The organism is Corynebacterium sp. c3Ub_189, from assembly GCF_039907195.1.
Classification (GTDB): Bacteria; Actinomycetota; Actinomycetes; order Mycobacteriales; family Mycobacteriaceae; genus Corynebacterium.
Map to the genome: position 1 here is coordinate 26457 of NZ_JASBOF010000020.1, position 17743 is coordinate 44199.

22 protein-coding genes are annotated in these 17743 nt (G+C 59.3%); 16 read left to right on the top strand and 6 right to left on the bottom strand.

From position 1 onward, the window contains the following. The first annotated feature begins 33 nt into the window (after positions 1–33). The 4 genes from QKD99_RS09895 to QKD99_RS09910 all read left to right on the top strand — a co-directional run bounded on the left by QKD99_RS09895 (position 34) and on the right by QKD99_RS09910 (position 4032). Entirely contained in the window at positions 34–981 is a 948-nt protein-coding gene (locus tag QKD99_RS09895) for an ABC transporter substrate-binding protein (protein WP_347951353.1), read from the top strand. Continuing rightward, complete coding sequence (locus tag QKD99_RS09900) at positions 982–2067, top strand: iron ABC transporter permease (protein WP_284814265.1); 1086 nt, start codon at positions 982–984, stop codon at positions 2065–2067. It begins immediately after the preceding gene. 3 nt (positions 2068–2070) lie between these two features. Further along, on the top strand, positions 2071–3105 hold the full coding sequence (locus tag QKD99_RS09905; protein ID WP_239278120.1) for an iron ABC transporter permease: 1035 nt from the start codon (positions 2071–2073) through the stop codon (positions 3103–3105). 84 nt (positions 3106–3189) lie between these two features. Continuing rightward, a complete protein-coding gene (locus QKD99_RS09910; RefSeq protein WP_347951362.1) occupies positions 3190–4032 on the top strand; it encodes an ABC transporter ATP-binding protein in 843 nt (280 codons plus the stop codon). Positions 4033–4068: 36 nt separating this feature from the next. Here the strand turns inward: QKD99_RS09910 and QKD99_RS09915 are convergent, their stop codons facing one another. Both QKD99_RS09915 and QKD99_RS09920 read right to left on the bottom strand, forming a co-directional pair. After that, complete coding sequence (locus QKD99_RS09915; RefSeq protein WP_239278119.1) at positions 4069–4461, bottom strand: multidrug transporter; 393 nt, start codon at positions 4459–4461, stop codon at positions 4069–4071. Then, on the bottom strand, positions 4458–5342 hold the full coding sequence (locus QKD99_RS09920) for a carbohydrate kinase (protein WP_347951354.1): 885 nt from the start codon (positions 5340–5342) through the stop codon (positions 4458–4460). Before QKD99_RS09920 ends, QKD99_RS09915 begins: the two co-directional genes overlap by 4 nt. A gap of 20 nt (positions 5343–5362) precedes the next feature. On the opposite strand from QKD99_RS09920, the gene QKD99_RS09925 reads away from it, so the two are divergent. Both QKD99_RS09925 and QKD99_RS09930 read left to right on the top strand, forming a co-directional pair. Beyond that, positions 5363–6571 carry a glycoside hydrolase family 32 protein gene (locus QKD99_RS09925; RefSeq protein WP_347951355.1) on the top strand — a complete coding sequence of 403 codons (1209 nt, stop codon included), beginning with the start codon at positions 5363–5365 and terminating at the stop codon, positions 6569–6571. A 133-nt stretch (positions 6572–6704) separates the two neighbouring features. Beyond that, positions 6705–8726 (top strand): sucrose-specific PTS transporter subunit IIBC, encoded by a 2022-nt coding sequence (locus QKD99_RS09930; RefSeq protein WP_347951356.1) that lies wholly within the window; start codon positions 6705–6707, stop codon positions 8724–8726. 269 nt (positions 8727–8995) lie between these two features. On the opposite strand, the gene QKD99_RS09935 is transcribed toward QKD99_RS09930, so the two are convergent. Next, entirely contained in the window at positions 8996–9916 is a 921-nt protein-coding gene (locus QKD99_RS09935; RefSeq protein WP_347951357.1) for a hypothetical protein, read from the bottom strand. Between the two features lie 532 nt (positions 9917–10448). Here QKD99_RS09935 and rplN point away from each other — a divergent pair. The 3 genes from rplN to rplE are packed head-to-tail and all read left to right on the top strand — an operon-like array spanning position 10449 to position 11690. Continuing rightward, positions 10449–10817, top strand: a complete 369-nt coding sequence (gene rplN / locus QKD99_RS09940; RefSeq protein ID WP_049378875.1) for a 50S ribosomal protein L14 — start codon at positions 10449–10451, stop codon at positions 10815–10817. A gap of 4 nt (positions 10818–10821) precedes the next feature. Beyond that, on the top strand, positions 10822–11136 hold the full coding sequence (rplX, locus tag QKD99_RS09945; RefSeq protein WP_023027809.1) for a 50S ribosomal protein L24: 315 nt from the start codon (positions 10822–10824) through the stop codon (positions 11134–11136). A 2-nt stretch (positions 11137–11138) separates the two neighbouring features. Next, a complete protein-coding gene (gene rplE / locus QKD99_RS09950; RefSeq protein WP_049358620.1) occupies positions 11139–11690 on the top strand; it encodes a 50S ribosomal protein L5 in 552 nt (183 codons plus the stop codon). A 109-nt stretch (positions 11691–11799) separates the two neighbouring features. Here rplE and QKD99_RS09955 read toward each other — a convergent pair whose 3' ends face one another. Continuing rightward, positions 11800–12681 carry a hypothetical protein gene (locus QKD99_RS09955; protein ID WP_347951358.1) on the bottom strand — a complete coding sequence of 294 codons (882 nt, stop codon included), beginning with the start codon at positions 12679–12681 and terminating at the stop codon, positions 11800–11802. A gap of 141 nt (positions 12682–12822) precedes the next feature. Between QKD99_RS09955 and QKD99_RS09960 the strand changes: the two genes are divergently transcribed. Then, a complete protein-coding gene (locus QKD99_RS09960; protein WP_239278113.1) occupies positions 12823–13608 on the top strand; it encodes a formate/nitrite transporter family protein in 786 nt (261 codons plus the stop codon). On the opposite strand, the gene fdhD is transcribed toward QKD99_RS09960, so the two are convergent. Continuing rightward, positions 13605–14423 (bottom strand): formate dehydrogenase accessory sulfurtransferase FdhD, encoded by an 819-nt coding sequence (gene fdhD, locus QKD99_RS09965; RefSeq protein ID WP_347951359.1) that lies wholly within the window; start codon positions 14421–14423, stop codon positions 13605–13607. The two genes, QKD99_RS09960 and fdhD, sit on opposite strands and share 4 nt — an antisense overlap. Continuing rightward, positions 14423–14671, bottom strand: a complete 249-nt coding sequence (locus QKD99_RS09970; protein WP_347951360.1) for a DUF6457 domain-containing protein — start codon at positions 14669–14671, stop codon at positions 14423–14425. The genes fdhD and QKD99_RS09970 overlap by 1 nt, the downstream gene beginning before the upstream one ends. Before the next feature lie 355 nt (positions 14672–15026). Between QKD99_RS09970 and rpsH the strand changes: the two genes are divergently transcribed. The 6 genes from rpsH to rplO are packed head-to-tail and all read left to right on the top strand — an operon-like array spanning position 15027 to position 17670. Continuing rightward, complete coding sequence (rpsH, locus tag QKD99_RS09975; RefSeq protein WP_005322799.1) at positions 15027–15410, top strand: 30S ribosomal protein S8; 384 nt, start codon at positions 15027–15029, stop codon at positions 15408–15410. 15 nt (positions 15411–15425) lie between these two features. Then, the gene (gene rplF, locus QKD99_RS09980; protein ID WP_347951361.1) at positions 15426–15962 is read left to right on the top strand and encodes a 50S ribosomal protein L6; all 537 of its coding nucleotides are present in this window, start codon (positions 15426–15428) and stop codon (positions 15960–15962) included. A gap of 3 nt (positions 15963–15965) precedes the next feature. Then, positions 15966–16367, top strand: coding sequence for a 50S ribosomal protein L18 (gene rplR, locus QKD99_RS09985; protein WP_005322788.1), 402 nt, complete (start codon positions 15966–15968; stop codon positions 16365–16367). Positions 16368–16407: 40 nt separating this feature from the next. After that, entirely contained in the window at positions 16408–17031 is a 624-nt protein-coding gene (gene rpsE, locus QKD99_RS09990; RefSeq protein WP_005322780.1) for a 30S ribosomal protein S5, read from the top strand. A 3-nt stretch (positions 17032–17034) separates the two neighbouring features. Then, positions 17035–17220 (top strand): 50S ribosomal protein L30, encoded by a 186-nt coding sequence (gene rpmD, locus QKD99_RS09995; protein WP_239278110.1) that lies wholly within the window; start codon positions 17035–17037, stop codon positions 17218–17220. A gap of 3 nt (positions 17221–17223) precedes the next feature. Beyond that, positions 17224–17670: a 50S ribosomal protein L15 gene (gene rplO, locus QKD99_RS10000; RefSeq protein ID WP_005322777.1), complete on the top strand. Its 447-nt coding sequence runs from the start codon at positions 17224–17226 to the stop codon at positions 17668–17670. The last annotated feature ends 73 nt before the right edge of the window (positions 17671–17743 follow it).

The following is a 17743-nucleotide window of genomic DNA, read 5'->3' on the forward strand; positions in this document are numbered from 1 at the left end:
CTATTTTCCTCCTTTATTGAAAGGCTTAACCTCATGAAGATTTTCGGCCGTCGCACCATGGTCGCAGTAGCAATGCTTTCCGCCGGAGCCTTAGCTTTAGGCGGTTGCTCGCGTGGTGAGGGCGATGAAACAGCTCAGGCGACCGACGCTGTCAGCGAGCAGCGCGTGGCTAGCCTGGGTCTAGGCGATGCCGACACGCTGCTTGCCCTGGGGATCACTCCCGTAACGGTGGCGCCGTGGGGTGCTGAGGGGGATGGTGATCCTTCTGGCGTTGGCCCCTGGGCAGAGGAACTTTTGGGCGAGGCAAAGCCTGAGGTGATTTATAATACCGCAACCGGATTTACGGCGGATACCTTTGAGCAGGTCACCGCGGCTGACCCCACCCAGATCATTGCGGTGAACCAGGCGGTGGATGCACGCACGAAGGGATCCCTGGAAGAAATCGCGCCTACCACCGTCAAGCCAAACGGCTATGAAGACTGGCAGGTGCCCTGGGAAAAGCAGGTAGAAACCATCGCGGATGCGGTGGGTAAAAAAGACGAAGGCGATAAGCTTATCGATGACACCGAAAAGGCCTTCGAGGAATTCCGCCACGAGCACTCGGAATTGCAGGATAAGTCTGCGGCCATCGTCATGCCTTATGACGGCAAAATTGGCCTATACACCGAGGAGGATGGGCGTGGACAATTTATCGAGAACCTTGGCATGGAGATCCCCGATGCATTGCAGGGCGATGGAGGCAGCTTCTTCGTCGACATTGCCCCAGAAAACTACGCGAAGCTTAACCAGGTTGATTACCTCTTTGTCCTGGACTACAACGGCTCCTCCGATGTCTTGAAGAAGGATAAGACCTTCCAAGGCCTCGACATTGTCAAGGATGGTCGCGTGCGCTACTTGGATACCGATACCGGCAATGCCATGAGTATGCCCAACCCGGTGACCATCCCCTGGGCAGTAGATAAATTTGAAGAGAAACTGTAATTGTCAGCAACCACGATGGACGGCCAACAAATCCAGTCGGATTCCGCAGCAGATAGTCCTACGACCACCGGCACCCCCGCAACGGTAGTGGCGCAGGCACAGAGTCATAAGATGCTCCTTGTCGCCTTCATCCTCGCCAGCCTGGTGTTGGCGGTGGTGTCTTTGGCGGTGGGCTCCCGCTCGATTCTGCCCGAGGAGGTTATCGCTGCCCTGCACGGGGCAGGGGAGCAGGATATCCGCGATATCGTGTGGAACCTGCGCATGCCGCGCACCTTCTTGGCTTATTTCGCCGGCGCGGCCCTTGCTGTGGCAGGTGTGCTGGCGCAATCGTGGACCAGAAACCCGCTAGCGGATCCAGGATTTATTGGTGTTACCGCGGGCGCGTCCTTCTTCGTTGCCTTAGGCACGGCCATTGGCATTGCTACCTCCACCAGTATGCGGACCGCCCTCGCGCTCGCTGGCGCGGGTATTACTACGCTGCTGGTCTTAGCCGTATCGCGGCGGTTTGAGGATCCCCTGACGCTCATTCTGGTGGGCGCCGGCGTCTCCGCAGCTTTGGGATCGGGCGCGATGATCATCGGTCTATATTCCACGGACGTCCTCGATAGCATGCGGCGGTGGACTATCGGCTCGACCTTCGGCCGCGGCCCAGAAGATGTCGCGATCGCGGGCATAGGGCTAGTTATTGGCGTAGCGTGTGCGGCGATGGTGGCTAGACCCCTCGACCTTCTGGCAATGGGGGAGGAGTCCTCCCTCGCCTTAGGTGGGTCCCCCACTACCGCGCGGGTAGGCGCGGCGCTCAGCGTCGTGGTGTTGGCTGGCAGCGCAACGGCAGCAACGGGTCCCATTGCCTTCGTCGGTTTTGCCATTCCCCACATCGTGCGGAGGGTGGTGGGCCCTAGCGTTGCCACCTTGCTTTTGCCCTCTGCGCTCTTGGGCGGTTGTGCCGTACTTGGCGCCGATATCACCGGCCGCCTCATTGCGGGTAACTCGGAGCTGGAGATGTCGATCGTCCTCGCGATAGTGGGCGCACCTTTCCTCATTTGGGGTGCTCACCGCGGCGTGGGCAGAGCATGGGGGCAATAACGCATGACCGCAATCAGCACTATTTTAAAAGCTCAACAACGCCGCCGGCACGTGCGCGTGCTCGCTTCCACGCTGGCATTCATCCTCATCGCTCTTGGCGCGTACCTAGTGTTACTGGGGCAAGGTCCCATGGCATTGAGTCCGCGGCAGGTTATCGATGTCCTCACCGGAGGCGGCAGCAAGAACCACATCAGGGTGGTGTGGGACTTGCGCCTGCCGGTTGCCATCGCCACCGTTATCGTGGGTGCCGCCCTCGGCTTGGCCGGTTCTTGGACGCAAACCATGGCTCGTAACCCGCTGGCCTCCCCGGATATTTTAGGCGTTACCGGCGGGGCGTCGGTGCTGGTGGTCTTGGGCACCGTGCATTCGCGCCCCAGTTTCGCCGAGGGTATCCCGGAGTTTTGGTGGCGGGCATGCTTGGCGATGATCGGCGCCCTCCTCGTTGTCATCCTCCTCGCTGTTCTGGGTGGCATCGGTACGAGCAACCGCATCGTCATCATCGGTATTGCGTTATCGCTGATGTTTAACGCCCTCGTCGCGTATTTAATGCGCAGCGCCCAGATCCTGCGCGCTGCGGAGGCGCAGACTTGGCTCGCAGGATCGACTGGATTTGTGCACATGGAGGTCATCCTCCCCCTCCTGGTGGCATTAGCGCCGTTTCTCGCCATCGGCATCTGGTGCGCGCGGGAGCTGCCGCTGCTTGCCCATGATGATTCCTCCGCAACCACCCTGGGCGTGAACATCGCCCGCCAGCGCGCCCTCCTGCTTATTGCGGCAACCGGTATCAGCGCCGTGGTGGTCTCGGTGGTGGGGCCCATTGGGTTTATCGCGCTGTTGGCGCCGCACCTGGCGCGGATGGTGGCGCGCACCCCCACGCCATCGCCGCTGGCATCGGCAGCCGCGGGTGCCGCATTACTGACCGTGTGTGCTGTGATCGCTGGCGCTATCCCGGTAAATGCACCGGTGGGTGCGGTTTCCTCGGTCATTGGTGGCTGCGCCTTGGTGATATTGGTGTGGAATGCGGCCGGGCGCAGCTAAACGTTGTGCCGCGGCACAGCAGGGGAACGGATAAGCACGGTGCCAGATGGTGCTAGACAGTCAGACGTGGATGAAGGAAAAGAAATGAAGGATAATCGGCCTAATCAGCCTAAACAGACCACGAGCCCGAAGCCTCGGTGCAGCCTCCACGCCACCGGCATTCATGCGGGATATAAGGATGGCGAGGATATCCTTGCCGGCGTTGATCTGCACGCCCGCGCCGGCGAAGTTACCACGCTCATTGGGCCGAATGGCTGCGGCAAGTCCACGCTGCTGAAAACTCTCTCGAAAATCCTGGCCCCGCGGCAGGGCAGCGTCATGGTCGGGGAAGTTGACCTACACGCCATGTCCGCGAAGGATGCCGCGCAGCAGGTGGCGCTGCTGCCACAGCACCCCGTGGCCCCCGATGGGCTGCGGGTGGGTGAGTTGGTCGCGCGCGGGCGTCATCCCTATCAGGGGAGGATGCGCGGCCTTTCCGCGACGGACCGGGAGATCATTGCGCAGGCCTGCGAGGCTACCGACATTGTGGACTTCCTCGATCGTGATATCGCTTCGCTATCGGGTGGGCAGCGCCAACGCGTCTGGCTGGCGTTGGCACTGGCACAAGATACGCCTGTGCTGCTTCTCGACGAACCCACGACCTTTCTCGACCCCGCCCATGCCATGCGCATGTTGGAGTTGACACGCGCACAGGCGCAGGCGGGAAAAACAGTGGTTGTAGTCCTGCACGACCTCATGCTGGCGGGCCACTATTCTGATTCCATGGTGGTGATGAAATCCGGCGATATCATCGCTCGTGGGGCACCGAAACAAGCGCTGTCGCCGAAGGTATTGGCGCAGGCCTATGGCATCGAGGCTGAGGCCTGGGAGGATCCGCTTGGCGATGCCCCCATTATCGTTCCCCGCCGCGTCGTAGCGGCGCATTAGTGAAGACCTGACAATGGTGGCTGTGTGCCAGAGGCTTTACTTGACCTTTCGTTGTACATCTAGAAAGGAAATTGCCACTACAAAAAGATTGAGCACGCTTCCCGCGCCGAGCAAAAAGGTGCCGATTCGATAGGAGCCTGTGCCTACGGCGGCCATATTGCCGTAGATATAGACCCAGATGCCCCAGCCGATGAGCAGAACGAGGCCGGCAAGACCAGAGAGCAGGCGGAGGCTACGAGGGGAGGTAGGGGCGAAGAATTTATAGGCGGCGTCGACAAGCGCGCAGGCAGCAATGCCCAAGCTCAAGCCGCCAGTGAGCCAGACCGGCAGCAGAGCGGAGGTGCCAAAGACCACCGGCAAAATGAACGCGAGAAACGCCAGGACAAAGAGCGCGGCGTGCAGCCACAGAGTGCGCTTGGTGTAGGTCATAGCGAAGCCTCTACTTCCTCGCGGCGCGGGGGATTGGCGCCCTTCCGGGAGACGGTGATTCCTGCAGCGGCTGCGGCGAAGGAAAGCAGTTCCTTCCACTCTGCAGCGCCCAGTTGGGCGAGCGCGGAGGAGTCGAGCCCCCGCTCGTCAATTTGGGTCAGCAATGCGGCCATGATGGTATCGCCGGCGCCGATGGTATCGGTCACGGAAACCTGTGCGGCCGGCACGTTTAGCTTGGTCTCACCTGCCTGCACGCTAAGCCCCTCCCCGCCGCGGGTAACTATTACAACGGGTACCTGGGAGATGAGATCGGGGCCGAGGAAATCCACCTCTTCGTCAGAAAGCTTCAGCAAGGTGACGTGGGGGAGTAGGTCCGCTAAGAACGCGCGGTGATCTGGGGTGGCGTAGAAGGGCCGGATATTCGGATCCAGGGCGACCAACGTGCCTTGGGCGGCAAAATCCTTCAGCAGTTGCGCATAGCGGGAGGCCCCCGGCTCTAGGGCGAGGGAGACCGTGCCGAAGCACGCGATATCGGCCGGCACTAAACGTGGTTCGACCAAGCGGTCGGCCGTGCCCTCGATATAAAAGTTATAGGAGGCCGAGCCGTCCTCATGGATGGTGGTTACCGCCAAAGTGGTGGGCTCATCGCCGCGCTGCAGGTGAGTGGTGGTGACACCCTCGGCCTCAAGGCGACCGACAAGTTCTTGTCCAAAACCATCGGTGGAAATGCGGGATTGGAATTCCACATCGGCACCCAGTCGTGCCGCCGCGATGGCCACGTTAAATGGCCCGCCGCCCAGCGCCGGGGTGTGGTCGTTCAAGCTGCCAGGGGCCACCGGAACGAGGTCCACGAGGCCTTCACCGCACACATGAATAGTCATATTTTCATAGTATCGGTGATATGAACTACCGTCCCAATTTTCACCTCGCCCCGCCGCAAGGCCGCCTTAATGATCCCAACGGCCTCTTTGTGGATGGCGATACCCTGCACGTGTACTACCAGCACGACCCGGCCTTTCCCAGCAAGCCCAAGCGTACGGGCTGGGGGCATGCGACGGCGAGCGTATCGGCTCCCACGCCGTGGCAGCACCACCCCGATGCCTTGTACCCGGACCTTCCCTATGACAAGGATGGCTGCTACTCGGGCGGGGCGGTGGTCGATGGCACCGACGTCTGGCTGTTTTATACGGGCAATCTGAAAGAGGACGGCCGCCGCATTCCGTCCCAGAATCGCGTGCGGGCCATCGATCCTTCGGGCCCAGAGGGTGGAATCTATCTCCGCGATGAGAATAACCCCCTTATCCCGGACTCCCCGGAGGGCTATACCGGGCACTTCCGGGATCCACAGATTACCCGCGATGGTGATGGCTGGCGGATGGTCATCGGTGCCCAGACCGAAGACGAGCGCGGCACCATTGTCCTGTACCGATCGCAGGACCTGGCCCAATGGGAATTCCAGGGCGAGATTTCCTTCGACGATCCTTCGCAACTGCCTGGGGGCTACATGTGGGAGTGTCCCAACCTCCTCACCTTGGGTGATAAGCAGGTGCTTATCTTCTGTCCACAGGCAGAAACGGATCGCTGCGGCTATATCGTGGGCACGCTGGATGGCTTAGACTTCCATATCGAGCGCGGTTTTACCCTCTTGGACCATGGCACCCAGTTCTATGCGCCGCAGGCCACCGAGGATGGCATCTTGCTGGGCTGGATGGGCATGCCCGCACAAGATGACACCCCGACGCAAGGTTGGGTCCACACTTTGACCCTCCCGCGCCGCATCTGGTTGGAAGATAACTATCTGCACCAGGAGCCGCTGTGGTCCGCGTTGCCGGAGACCCACGGGCGCGAGGGCTTTGGCTCCACCATCGACATCAAGGGTGAAGGCTCCTTTGCTCTTATCGACGCCGCTGGGGACGAAGCCTTCCGCGTCACCCAACGCGACGGGACCATTGCCTTTAACGGCGGCGATCCCATCGATTGCCCGGATGGTGAAATGCGCCTGATTGCCGATGGCTGCGCCGTTGAGGTCTACGCTGGAGGCGGTCGCATTGCTGCCTCTTTCGCAGTTTTCGGCGAGTCCCCCTGGCAGGGATGGGAGCCGCGCGGCTAGGTGTACCCGGAACCGGTGAAGTTGCCAACACTCCGCCCGAATGTGTGGACTTAGGTCCGAATCCCAGCTGTAATGGAAATAAGCAGTCACGTCCGGTATTTGGATGTGATCCGTTACACTGAAGGGCTCTTCTATGGACCACAAGGAAGTAGCCGCCCGTACGCTCAAGGCGCTCGGCGGCGAAGACAACATCATCGCACTCGCACACTGCGCCACGCGCCTGCGCATGGTGCTGCAGGACTCGGACAAGGTGGATACCGCCGCGCTGGATAATGACCCCGACCTCAAGGGCACCTTTGAGGCCGGCGGCATGTTCCAGGTCATCGTCGGTCCCGGCGACGTCAATATCGTCTTCCAGGAAATGACCAAGCTCATTTCCAAGGACGTGGCTGTATCCACTGACCGTCTGAAAGACATCGCTGCCGAATCCGGCAATTGGTTTAGCCGTGCGGTCAAGGTGCTGGCGGATATCTTCGTGCCGCTCATCCCCATATTGCTTGGTGGCGGTCTGCTCATGGCACTCAACAACGTCTTGACGGCCGAGGGGCTATTCGGCGACCAATCCGTCATCGAGATGTTCCCCGCTTGGGAAGGCTTCGCCGGTCTGGTTAATCTGCTTGCTTCTGCGCCCTTTGCCTTCCTGCCCATCCTCGTCGGCTTTACCGCGACGAAGCGCTTTGGCGGCAACGAGTTCCTCGGCGCCGGCATGGCCATGGCGATGGTCATGCCCGATTTGGTCAGCGGCTACAGCGTGGCCGAGGCAATTGAAAGCGGTGAGATGTCCTACTGGAACATCTTTGGCTTTGACGTCGCTCAGGCCGGCTATCAGGGCTCCATCCTGCCCATCCTGGTGATTTCGTGGATCCTCGCCACCTTAGAGAAATTCCTGCACAGGCACCTCAAGGGCACGGTGGATTTCATGCTCACCCCGCTGCTCACGCTTCTCATTACCGGCTTCCTTACCTTTATGGGTCTAGGCCCCGTCCTGCGCACTGCCGGTGAATGGCTCGGCATGGGCTTGGCCAACCTCTATGACTTTGCTGGTCCTGTTGCAGGTTTCCTCTTCGGCCTCGTCTACTCGCCGATTGTGATTACCGGCCTGCACCAATCCTTCCCGCCGATTGAGACGATGCTGTGGAACGAGGGTGGCTCCTTCGTCTTCCCGATTGCCTCCATGGCCAATATCGCCCAGGGTGGCGTCGCGCTCGCCGTGTACTTCTTGGCCCGCTCCGAAAAGCTCAAGGGCCTGGCCGGTGCTTCCGGCATTTCCGCACTCTTTGGCATTACCGAGCCCGCCATCTTCGGCGTGAACCTGCGCCTGCGCTGGCCGTTCTATATAGGCATGGCAGCTTCCGCCGTTTCTTCTGCCTTCATCGCCATCTTTGGCGTGCTTGCCGATGCCCTCGGTGCCGCCGGCTTCATCGGCTTCGTCTCCGTCCCACGCTTCGTCCCGACCTTCCTGTTGTGCGGCGTTATTTCCTTCGTGGTCGCCTTTGTGGGCGCGTACCTCTACGGCCGCGTGCTTATCCGCAAGAATGGCTCCATCGACCCGGATGAGGTCAACCCTCCGGCGGCAGAAGCCCAGGCCGCCGCTGCCACCCCCGCTGCGGTAGCTGCCGACGATGCCTGCACCATCTTCTCCCCACTGGAGGGCACCGCCGTTCCTCTTTCTCAGGTCAGTGACCCCATGTTTGCCGGTGGCAAGTTGGGCCAAGGCGTGGCGATTGAGCCGACCGTGGGGAAACTGGTTGCGCCTGCCGACGGCAAAATCACCGTCACCTTCCCCTCCCACCACGCCTACGCCATTCGCACCAACGACCCGGCGGTGGGAAATATCGATATCCTCATGCACATTGGTTTCGATACGGTAAACCTCAAAGGCGAACACTTCACCTCCCACGTCACCAAGGGCGATGAGGTCAAGCGGGGCGATGTTCTTGCCGAATTCGATATCGACGCCATCAAGGCCGCCGGCCTTCCGGTAACCACCCCGGTGGTGGTCTCCAACTCCAAGAAGACCGGCCCCGTTATTCCTACCGAGGCCTTCCGCCCCGGCGAGCTCATTGGCTCCGGCACCGATATCTTCACCGTGGACCCCAAGCCCGCCGTAGTACCGGCACAGACAGCCTCGCCGGCTTCCGAATCCGCGTCTTAATGCGCCGCATCCTTTACAAGTCAACGGTGGGCTCTCGGTCCATTTCATTAGGTCCATAGTGATCAGGCCGATCTGAGGAAAACTACTCCTCAGATCGGCCTTTTCTACCTCAATTAAGCCTGATCAGATCGGCCTTAACTCGGATGGGCTCTTGACTATGCGTAACCGCAGTTATAGTCAGGCATACAAAAAGCTGTGCCGGCCGGACCGAAGTCCGACCGGCACAGCCAGTCTCAATTCAGTTTCCTACTTGGTAAGAAGGCTCTTGCTTAAGCGAAGAACTTGCGGCGTGCGGCGAATGCGCCAGCAGCAACCATCGCAGCTACAGCCAGTGCAGCCAGAGCCTGCGCAACGGAGTTGGAGCCCGTCTCAGCGGACATACCACGTGCGGAGTCTGCGGACTCGCCAGCAGCTGGGGCAGATGGAGCGGAAGGGGCGTCAGCCTGAGCATTGTCGCCCTCAGCGAGCTGACCGCCCTGGGCGATAACTTCGTCCTTGTTAGCGTTCAGCATCTGCTCGGAAGCAGCCTTCTCCTCAGCGGTCGGCTGCTGGTTCTTGCGTGCCTCGTCCTTGACGTAGGTCTTGCCATCCTGGGACAGGTACCAGGTGATGCCACCGATGATCAATGCAGCTGGCAGTGCCAACCAAGCCAGCTTCTTCTTGTCGAATTCAGGCTTCGCATCTTCAGAAGGGAATGCCTTTGCGTAAGCATCGCGCATCTCGTCGGTGATCTCTTCGTTTACCAGAGCCGGGTCGTTGACGTAGACATTGGGATCCTTCAGGCTCTGGTACCACTCGTTACCTTCGGCGTCCTTCTTGGTTGCAGGATTAGGAATTGCGGAGGTGTCCTGCTGCTCCTTCACGAACTCTTCTGCCTGCTCAGGGGTCAAGCGAACAGGATTGCCTGCGACCGGCTTGGACAGCCAAGAACCGTCTTCCTGCTTGAAGTACTCGACACCATCGACGGTAATCGGATCGGCAGCAACATCATGGCGTTCAATATCGCTGGTGTCCTCTTCGGCTGGGGTGTCTTCGGTGGCGGCATCTTCATCCGCAGACGGGGTAGGCATCTCGGTCAGGGGCTCGTCCACTACCGACTCCGGAATCTGAGCCTGAGCAACAGCTGCGCCACCAAAGGCGAGTGCGCCGGTCAGTACAGCAGCGGTCAGGGTCTGTGGCAAACGCTTCATGTGTTTCTCCTTCGGGAAATTTGGGAAAGCGCAAAGAAATGTCTTTCGCGACGCAAATAACAGTAGTCACATAATTCGCAGTTGTCACGTGGAAATCAGAAGTTAACTGTAATTTTCATGCGTCACAGCTGTTAAAAAATTAGGCTATTAGAATGGCTGTGCGACCTGGTTTGCACTGAGTGGCGTTAAGGTGGGATTTATATGTGCAGAGTGTGTCGACAATTTTAGAGACCGTGCGTGTCGGTGCATTCGAAATAAGGGGCCAAGGGGTAAGCGGGTGTACTGGCGAAAATAAATGTGGAGGTAGGGGGGCGTCGACAAGCGTCGAGCGGCGTTTTGGTAAGGGCGCTGGCGTGTGGTTGAATGTATAGGTTGCAAAAGCTGGTCGGCCCGTAGCGGTGCGTTTCCGAACCGCCGGTCCGAGACCCTTCGGCACAGTCCGTTGTAAAGGCTTGAGCATCGTAAGTTTGTAGACCGCGTGTGGCAAGGACGGAAATCTTACCGCACATCAATCCAGGTCAGGAGACCCATAGTGATTCAGCAAGAATCGCGTCTGCGCGTCGCCGACAACTCTGGTGCACGTGAACTGCTGTGCATCCGTGTTCTCGGCGGCTCTGTCCGACGCTCCGCTGGCATCGGCGACGTCATCGTCGCGACTGTCAAGGACGCTGTCCCAGGTGGCAACGTCAAGGAAGGCGACATTGTAAAGGCAGTTATCGTCCGTGCGAAGAAGGAAACCCGTCGTCCAGACGGCTCCTACATTCGCTTTGACGAGAACGCTGCAGTTGTTCTCAAGGGCGATAGCGAGCCTCGTGGTACCCGTATCTTTGGACCGGTTGCTCGCGAACTTCGTGACAAGCGTTTCATGAAGATCGTTTCTCTCGCACCGGAGGTGATCTAGTCTTATGAAGATCCATAAGGGAGATATGGTGATCGTCATTTCGGGCCCAGATAAGGGCGCGAAGGGCAAGGTCATCGAGGCATACCCAAAGCGTGACAAGGTCCTCGTTGAGGGCGTTAACCGCATTAAGAAGCACGTCGCAAACTCTGCTGCCGAGCGTGGCGCCGAGTCCGGCGGAATCGTTACCCAGGAAGCTCCGATCCACGTGTCCAACGTTGCGATCGTTGACTCCGAAGGCAACCCGACCCGCGTGGGCTACCGTTTCGACGAGAACGGCAAGAAGGTCCGTATCGCGCGTAGCAACGGGAAGGACATCTAAAAATGAGCGAGAACTACACCCCGCGTCTGAAGACTCGCTACCGCGAGGAAATCCGCAAGACCCTGAATGACGAGTTCAACTACGACAACGTCATGCAGATCCCTGGCGTCACCAAGGTTGTTGTCAACATGGGTGTTGGCGAAGCCGCACGTGACTCCAAGGTCATCAACGGCGCACTCGAGGATCTGACCGCTATTACCGGTCAGAAGCCGCAGCTGCGTCGCGCTAAGAAGTCCATCGCGAACTTCAAGCTCCGTGAGGGCATGCCTATCGGTGCACGCGTTACCCTGCGCGGCGACCGTATGTGGGAGTTCCTGGACCGCCTGCTGACCATCGCGCTGCCACGTATTCGTGACTTCCGCGGTCTGTCTGATCAGCAGTTCGACGGCCACGGCAACTACACCTTCGGTCTGTCCGAGCAGTCCATGTTCTACGAGATCGACATCGACAAGATCGATCGCCCTCGTGGTATGGACATCACCGTCGTTACCACCGCTACTAACGACGACGAGGGCCGCAAGCTCCTGCGCGAGCTCGGCTTCCCGTTCAAGTAAATAGAGCGCTAAGAAATCCCAACTCCCCGGAAGGGGCGTTGGGATTTTCTAGTTTTACCGAGCAGCTTGACTTCAAAGGCGTGCAGGCGCCGGCTTGTGCGGGTGTGGCTTAGGCGCTTTCGGCGTTGGTGTGCGTGGTGCCCTCATACTGCCAGCCGACGACTGCGTTGCGCACCGCTGGCTCCAGCGGATTCGCAGGTTGAATGCAACTGATGGTGAGAAGGCGGCCGGGCATGGGGCCTTCGCCCCAAATAGAGGCGTCGTCAGAAAGCCCCTGTTTATCTGGGTCGTGTAAATCGGTAGCAGTATAGATGAGCCAGTTCTGGCCGGAGTTCTGTGTGCGCACGTAGAGCTTGTCCCCCAGATGAACCTTGTGCTCATTCGCGGAACCATCGTAGAGGTTATTGAAAACGCCTGGCACGCCCGCACCGGTATGGCCGGCAATGACCACGATGTCCTGGGACGTCGTGCCCGGCAGAGAATAAGGGCGGTCTTCGGCAGTATAGGTGCAGGCCTTATTCATGGAGTCCGGATTGATGGCACCGTTGACTACGCGGCAGGAGCCGTCTTGAAAATCGGCATGAACCTCAATAGCTGGGATGAAGAGCTCGACTGCAGGTGAAGGATCGATGGCAGGTGCCTCTTCTGCAGTGACTTCATTGGTCTCTAGACCCTCTGGTGGGTTGACCACCCGGTTAATCGTGCTGGCGAGTAACACCGTGGCAACGATGCCGATAACCACGCGAAGGATGCCGGAGGACTTCCATACCTTTTTGATCCGCTCCCACAGCGTGGGTTTGCGGCGGTGTCGGGGAAGTGAGGTGTCCTCAACGCGGCGCGGTGGGCGGCGGCGCTGTTGTTGGCGGGTGCGCGTTTCGGTCTGGCGCCATTGGCGATCAGCATCTGTGCGGTCGGATCGCGATGGAACGCTCCGGCGCCCATGAGCGGGAAGCCGATTCGGTTCCCTCCGCGGCCGGTAGTGGGAATCCATGCGACCTCCGAAGAGAAATTAAGGGTTATGGGAAAGCTCTAGCTTACAACGAAAGGGCGCGCATACCCGGAATTGGCTCGGAAACAGGTGGCCACGATAAGATTAGAGGGATTTAATTCGCTCTAATTAATGAGGTAGAAGATGTCTCTCAATGATTCCGCAAAGGCGGCGGCTGTCAAGAAGGTCACCTTATTAGATGAATCCTTCGCTCGCTTTGCAGTTCGTGCTACTTTGGCCGGCGTGTACCTGTGCATCGGTACCGCCTTCGCCGGTGTGGTAGGCCAAGCTGTCAATGGCGTTGCGCCGGGTTTGGGGGCTGTGGCTTTTGCCCTGTTTTTCGGAGTCGGCCTATTCGCCATTTTGCTCTTGGGTGCGGATCTGGCTACCGGCAACATGATGTACATGGTCTATGCCGCCAGCAATAAACACGTGGCATGGGGCAAGGCCTTTTACTTGCTGCTTATTACCACCATTTTCAACCTGGTGGGGGCGATCATCTTTGCCGCCATTATGGCGATGTCCGCCAAATTTGCTGACTTGGATCCTTCGCACCTGCTGGTGACGGTTTCTGAAGGCAAGCTCATCAAGTCCCCGCAGGGCATGCTGGTAGAGGCTATCGCCGCGAACTTCGTGGTCAACATGGGCATCGTCGGTGCCATCTTTGCCAAGGATGCGGCTTCGAAGTTCTTTGTCATCATCCCGATTATTGGTGCTTTCGTGGCGTTAGGCCTAGAGCACGTCATCGCGAACTTTTGCCTGTTTAGCATCACGCTCTTCGCTTCCGACCCGTTGCCGGCCACTCTCACTGTTGGCAACGTAGCGCTCAATTGGATCCTGGTCTGGATCGGCAACTTTATTGGCGGCGGCCTTTTGGTTGGCGGCGTCTACGCGTGGCTCAATCGCGGCCCTGAGGCCTACCGCGACTAAGCGAGCTCCCCGGAATAAAGGTTAAAGCGGTCGCCGCGGGCGAAGCCCACGAGTGCCATGCCAGTTTCGCGGGCTGTCTCTACCGCTAGGGAGGAGGCGGCGCTGACGGCAACGAGCATGCCGAAGCCCGCCATCGCCGCCTTTTGGACGAGCTCAAAGCTGGCGCGCGAACTCATGACCAGAATGAGGTCATCCGCGGGAAGTCGGTTCTCTAGTAGTAAGTGGCCGATGACCTTATCTGCGGCATTGTGACGGCCAATATCCTCGCGGATGACTACCGGTTCACCGTCTAAGGTGAACGCACCGGCGGCGTGAATGCCGCCGGTCTTTTTAAATTGCTTCTGCTCAGCCCGGAGCTTGTCTGGCAGCTTGGCGACGACATAGGGGTCCACTGGTATATGCGGAATCGGGTAGCGGGTCTGCTTAGTCAAAGCCTCGATAGAAGAGGTGCCGCATACGCCGCAGGCAGAATTTGTGGTGGTCAACCGAAGATCGCTCAGATCCAGCACATTCTTCTTCGCCAGATCGATGTCGAGCAGGTTGTAGGTATTCATGCCGTTGACGGTGGCGCCGGCGCAGTAGCGGGCCTCGGTGACGTCGCTAAGCGAAGCAATATGGCCCTCTGAATGCAAGAATCCATGCGCCAGCTCAATGTCATGGCCGGGGGTGCGCATGGTGGTGGTAATGGTCTGGCCACCCGCGCGGATTTCCAGGGGCTCCTCGCCGGCGACGGTATCGGCGCGGGTATCGACCTGCAGGCCATCTCCCAGGCGGACCTTGGTGACGGCAAAGGTGGAATTTTTGCGGCCGGCCATTACTGCAGTACCTGCTTTAGGGTGTCGATATTGCTGCGGGCTTCCTCTGCGTTGCCGGAAGCTAGTCCCACGAGGAAGGCAGTAAGTGGGGCCGCGGGGCGGGAGCGATTGTGCGCGACGTCCTTGGTGAGGTCCAGGATTTCGCGGGTGAGTGCGGTCGCCTCCTGATGATCGAGGCCGAGGTGACGGGCGGCTTCTTCGAGCCACTCGTGTGCGGATTGGATGGGGTCCTCGTGTGTTTGGCTCATCACCATCTCCTTATTCACGTTCGTGCTGGTCTCGACTCTAATGAAGGCACAAGACTATTTGGAAAACCGCAGGTTATGGCGTAGCATAGTACCTCGTGCTTGCGCCGAGGCGTTGGCGTGCCCCAATCATTGTGGATTTTGGCACGCTGAGCTGCAGAAAGCGCTGAGCCGATGCAAGAACTGAACATCAACTTTGTTGTAGGCCCCTCGCCGTAGATAGCGGACCGTTGTCTGAATCAAAGGGTGGCGAGCGCCTTACGGTATTGACCGTAGGGAGCGTGAGTAGCCCGAAATCACACGGAGAACGCTTTGGTGAGCACGGGAACCGCAACGAGAAAGGTACACGGTCACTCATATGACTATGACTGATCCTATTGCCGACATGCTGTCGCGCGTGCGCAACGCAAGTAATGCGCACCATGACACCGTGTCGATGCCTACCTCCAAGCTGAAGGCAAACATTGCCGACATCTTGAAGCAGGAAGGCTACATCGCTGACTACACCGTCGAGGGCCACACCCTGTCCCTCGAGCTGAAGTACAACAACCGCGAGCGCTCCCTGTCTGGCCTGCGTCGCGTGTCTAAGCCGGGTCTGCGTGTGTACGCAAAGTCCACCGAACTGCCACAGGTCTTGGGCGGCCTGGGCGTGGCTATCATTTCCACGTCCCACGGCGTGCTGACTGACCGTCAGGCTGAGGAGAAGGGCGTAGGCGGAGAAGTTCTCGCCTACGTCTGGTAAAGGGAGGTTTGACACATGTCTCGAGTCGGTCTAGCACCAATCGCCGTACCGAACGGCATCGAAATCAAGATCAACGGCCAAGACGTTGAGGTTAAGGGCCCAAAGGGCACCCAGAGCGTTAACGTTCCAGAGCCTATCGCCATCAACCTGGAAGACGGCGTACTGTCCGTCTCCCGCCCTGATGACCACCGCAAGCACCGTGCTCTGCACGGTCTGTCCCGCTCCCTGCTGAACAACGCCGTTGTTGGCGTGACCGAGGGCTACACCATCAAGATGGAAATCTTCGGTGTCGGCTACCGTGTCCAGCAGAAGGGTAAGGACCTGGAATTCAGCCTGGGCTACTCCCACCCGATCCTCATCGAGGCTCCGGAGGGGATTACCTTCGCAGTGGACGGCGCAACCAAGCTGTCCATTACCGGTATTGACAAGCAACTAGTCGGACAGATCGCCGCAAATATCCGTCGTCTGCGTAAGGACGATCCTTACAAGGGCAAGGGTATTCGCTACGAGGGCGAGCAGATCCGTCGCAAGGTCGGAAAGACGGGTAAGTAAGCAATGGCAAACACTGAAAACACCAAGCGCACTCCAGTCGGCAAGGACATTTCCTCTCGTCGTCGCGAAGCACGCGCACGCCGTCACTTCCGTATCCGTAAGACCCTGCGTGGCACCCCTGAGGCACCGCGCCTGGTTCTTCACCGCTCCTCCCGTCACATGCACGTCCAGGTCATCGATGACCTGGCAGGCCACACTCTGGTCTCCGCATCCTCCATGGAGGCGGACGTTCGTGCACTCGAGGGCGATAAGAAGGCCAAGGCCGCCAAGGTAGGCGAGTTGGTTGCCGAGCGCGCTAAGGCCGCTGGCATCGAGCACGTCGTATTTGACCGCGCAGGCTACAAGTATCACGGCCGCGTCGCTGCGCTGGCTGACGCCGCACGTGAAGGTGGTCTGAAGTTCTAATGATCATCGTCAACGGAAACATCAACGGAAGGAACGCCTAATGTCGGACCGTGAACAGCGTGACGGCGGACGCTCCGCCGAGAACAACAAGAACAACCGCGGTGGCAACGGCCGCCGCAACGATCGTCGTAACCAGCAGGACAACGAGCGCGATAAGTACATCGAGCGCGTTGTGACCATCAACCGCGTCTCCAAGACCGTTAAGGGTGGCCGCAACATGTCCTTCACCGCCCTCGTCGTCGTTGGTGACGGCCAGGGTCAGGTTGGCGTTGGCTACGGCAAGGCCAAGGAAGTCCCGGCCGCAATCCAGAAGGGCGCTGAAGAGGCTCGCAAGAACTTCTTCCGCGTTCCGATGATTGCCGGCACCATCACCCACCCGGTTGAGGGTCGCGACGCAGCTGGCATCGTCATGATGAAACCTGCCGCACCTGGTACCGGTGTTATCGCTGGTGGTGCTGCTCGTCCAGTGCTCGAATGCGCTGGCGTGCAGGACATCCTGTCGAAGTCCCTGGGCTCCGACAATGCACTCAACGTCGTCCGCGCTACCGTGGACGGCCTCAAGCAGCTGGTCCGCCCTGAAGAGGTTGCCGCACGTCGTGGCAAGTCCATCGAAGAGGTCACCCCGGCCCGTATGCTGCGCAAGCGCGCAGGTCAGGAGGCATAAGCAATGGCTCTGAAGATTACACAGGTAAAGGGCCTGGTGGGCACCAAGCCGAACCACCGCAAGAACATTGAGGCTCTCGGCCTCAAGCGCATCGGTCACTCCGTAGTTAAGCAGGACACCCCGATCGTTCGCGGTATGGTTCACAAGGTTCGCCACCTGGTCACCGTCGAAGAAGTGGCAGGGGAGTAAACCATGGCTGATATCATCAAGCTGCACGACCTGCGCCCAACCGCAGGAGCAAACAAGCCTAAGACCCGCGTCGGCCGCGGTGAGGCATCCAAGGGTAAGACCGCTGGTCGCGGTACCAAGGGCACCGGTGCTCGTAAGCAGGTTTCCGCTGCTTTCGAGGGTGGCCAGATGCCGATCCACATGCGTCTGCCTAAGTTGAAGGGCTTCAAGAACCCGAACCACGTTGAGTACCAGGTAGTTAACGTTGCTGACCTGGCTGAGAAGTTCGCAGATGGCGGCGACATCACCGTTGCTGACATCGCAGCTGCCGGCTTGGTCCGCGCTAACAAGCCGGTCAAGGTTCTGGGCAACGGCGACATCAACGTTAAGTTGAACGTCACCGCTGACAAGTTCTCCAAGTCTGCTGTAGAGAAGATCGAGGCTGCTGGCGGTTCCGCCAACACCAAGTAATCTCCTCTAGGTAGATTTCATCCCCCTCTCCGCACACGCGGGGCAGGGGGATTTTTAGTGCTTTATGACGGCT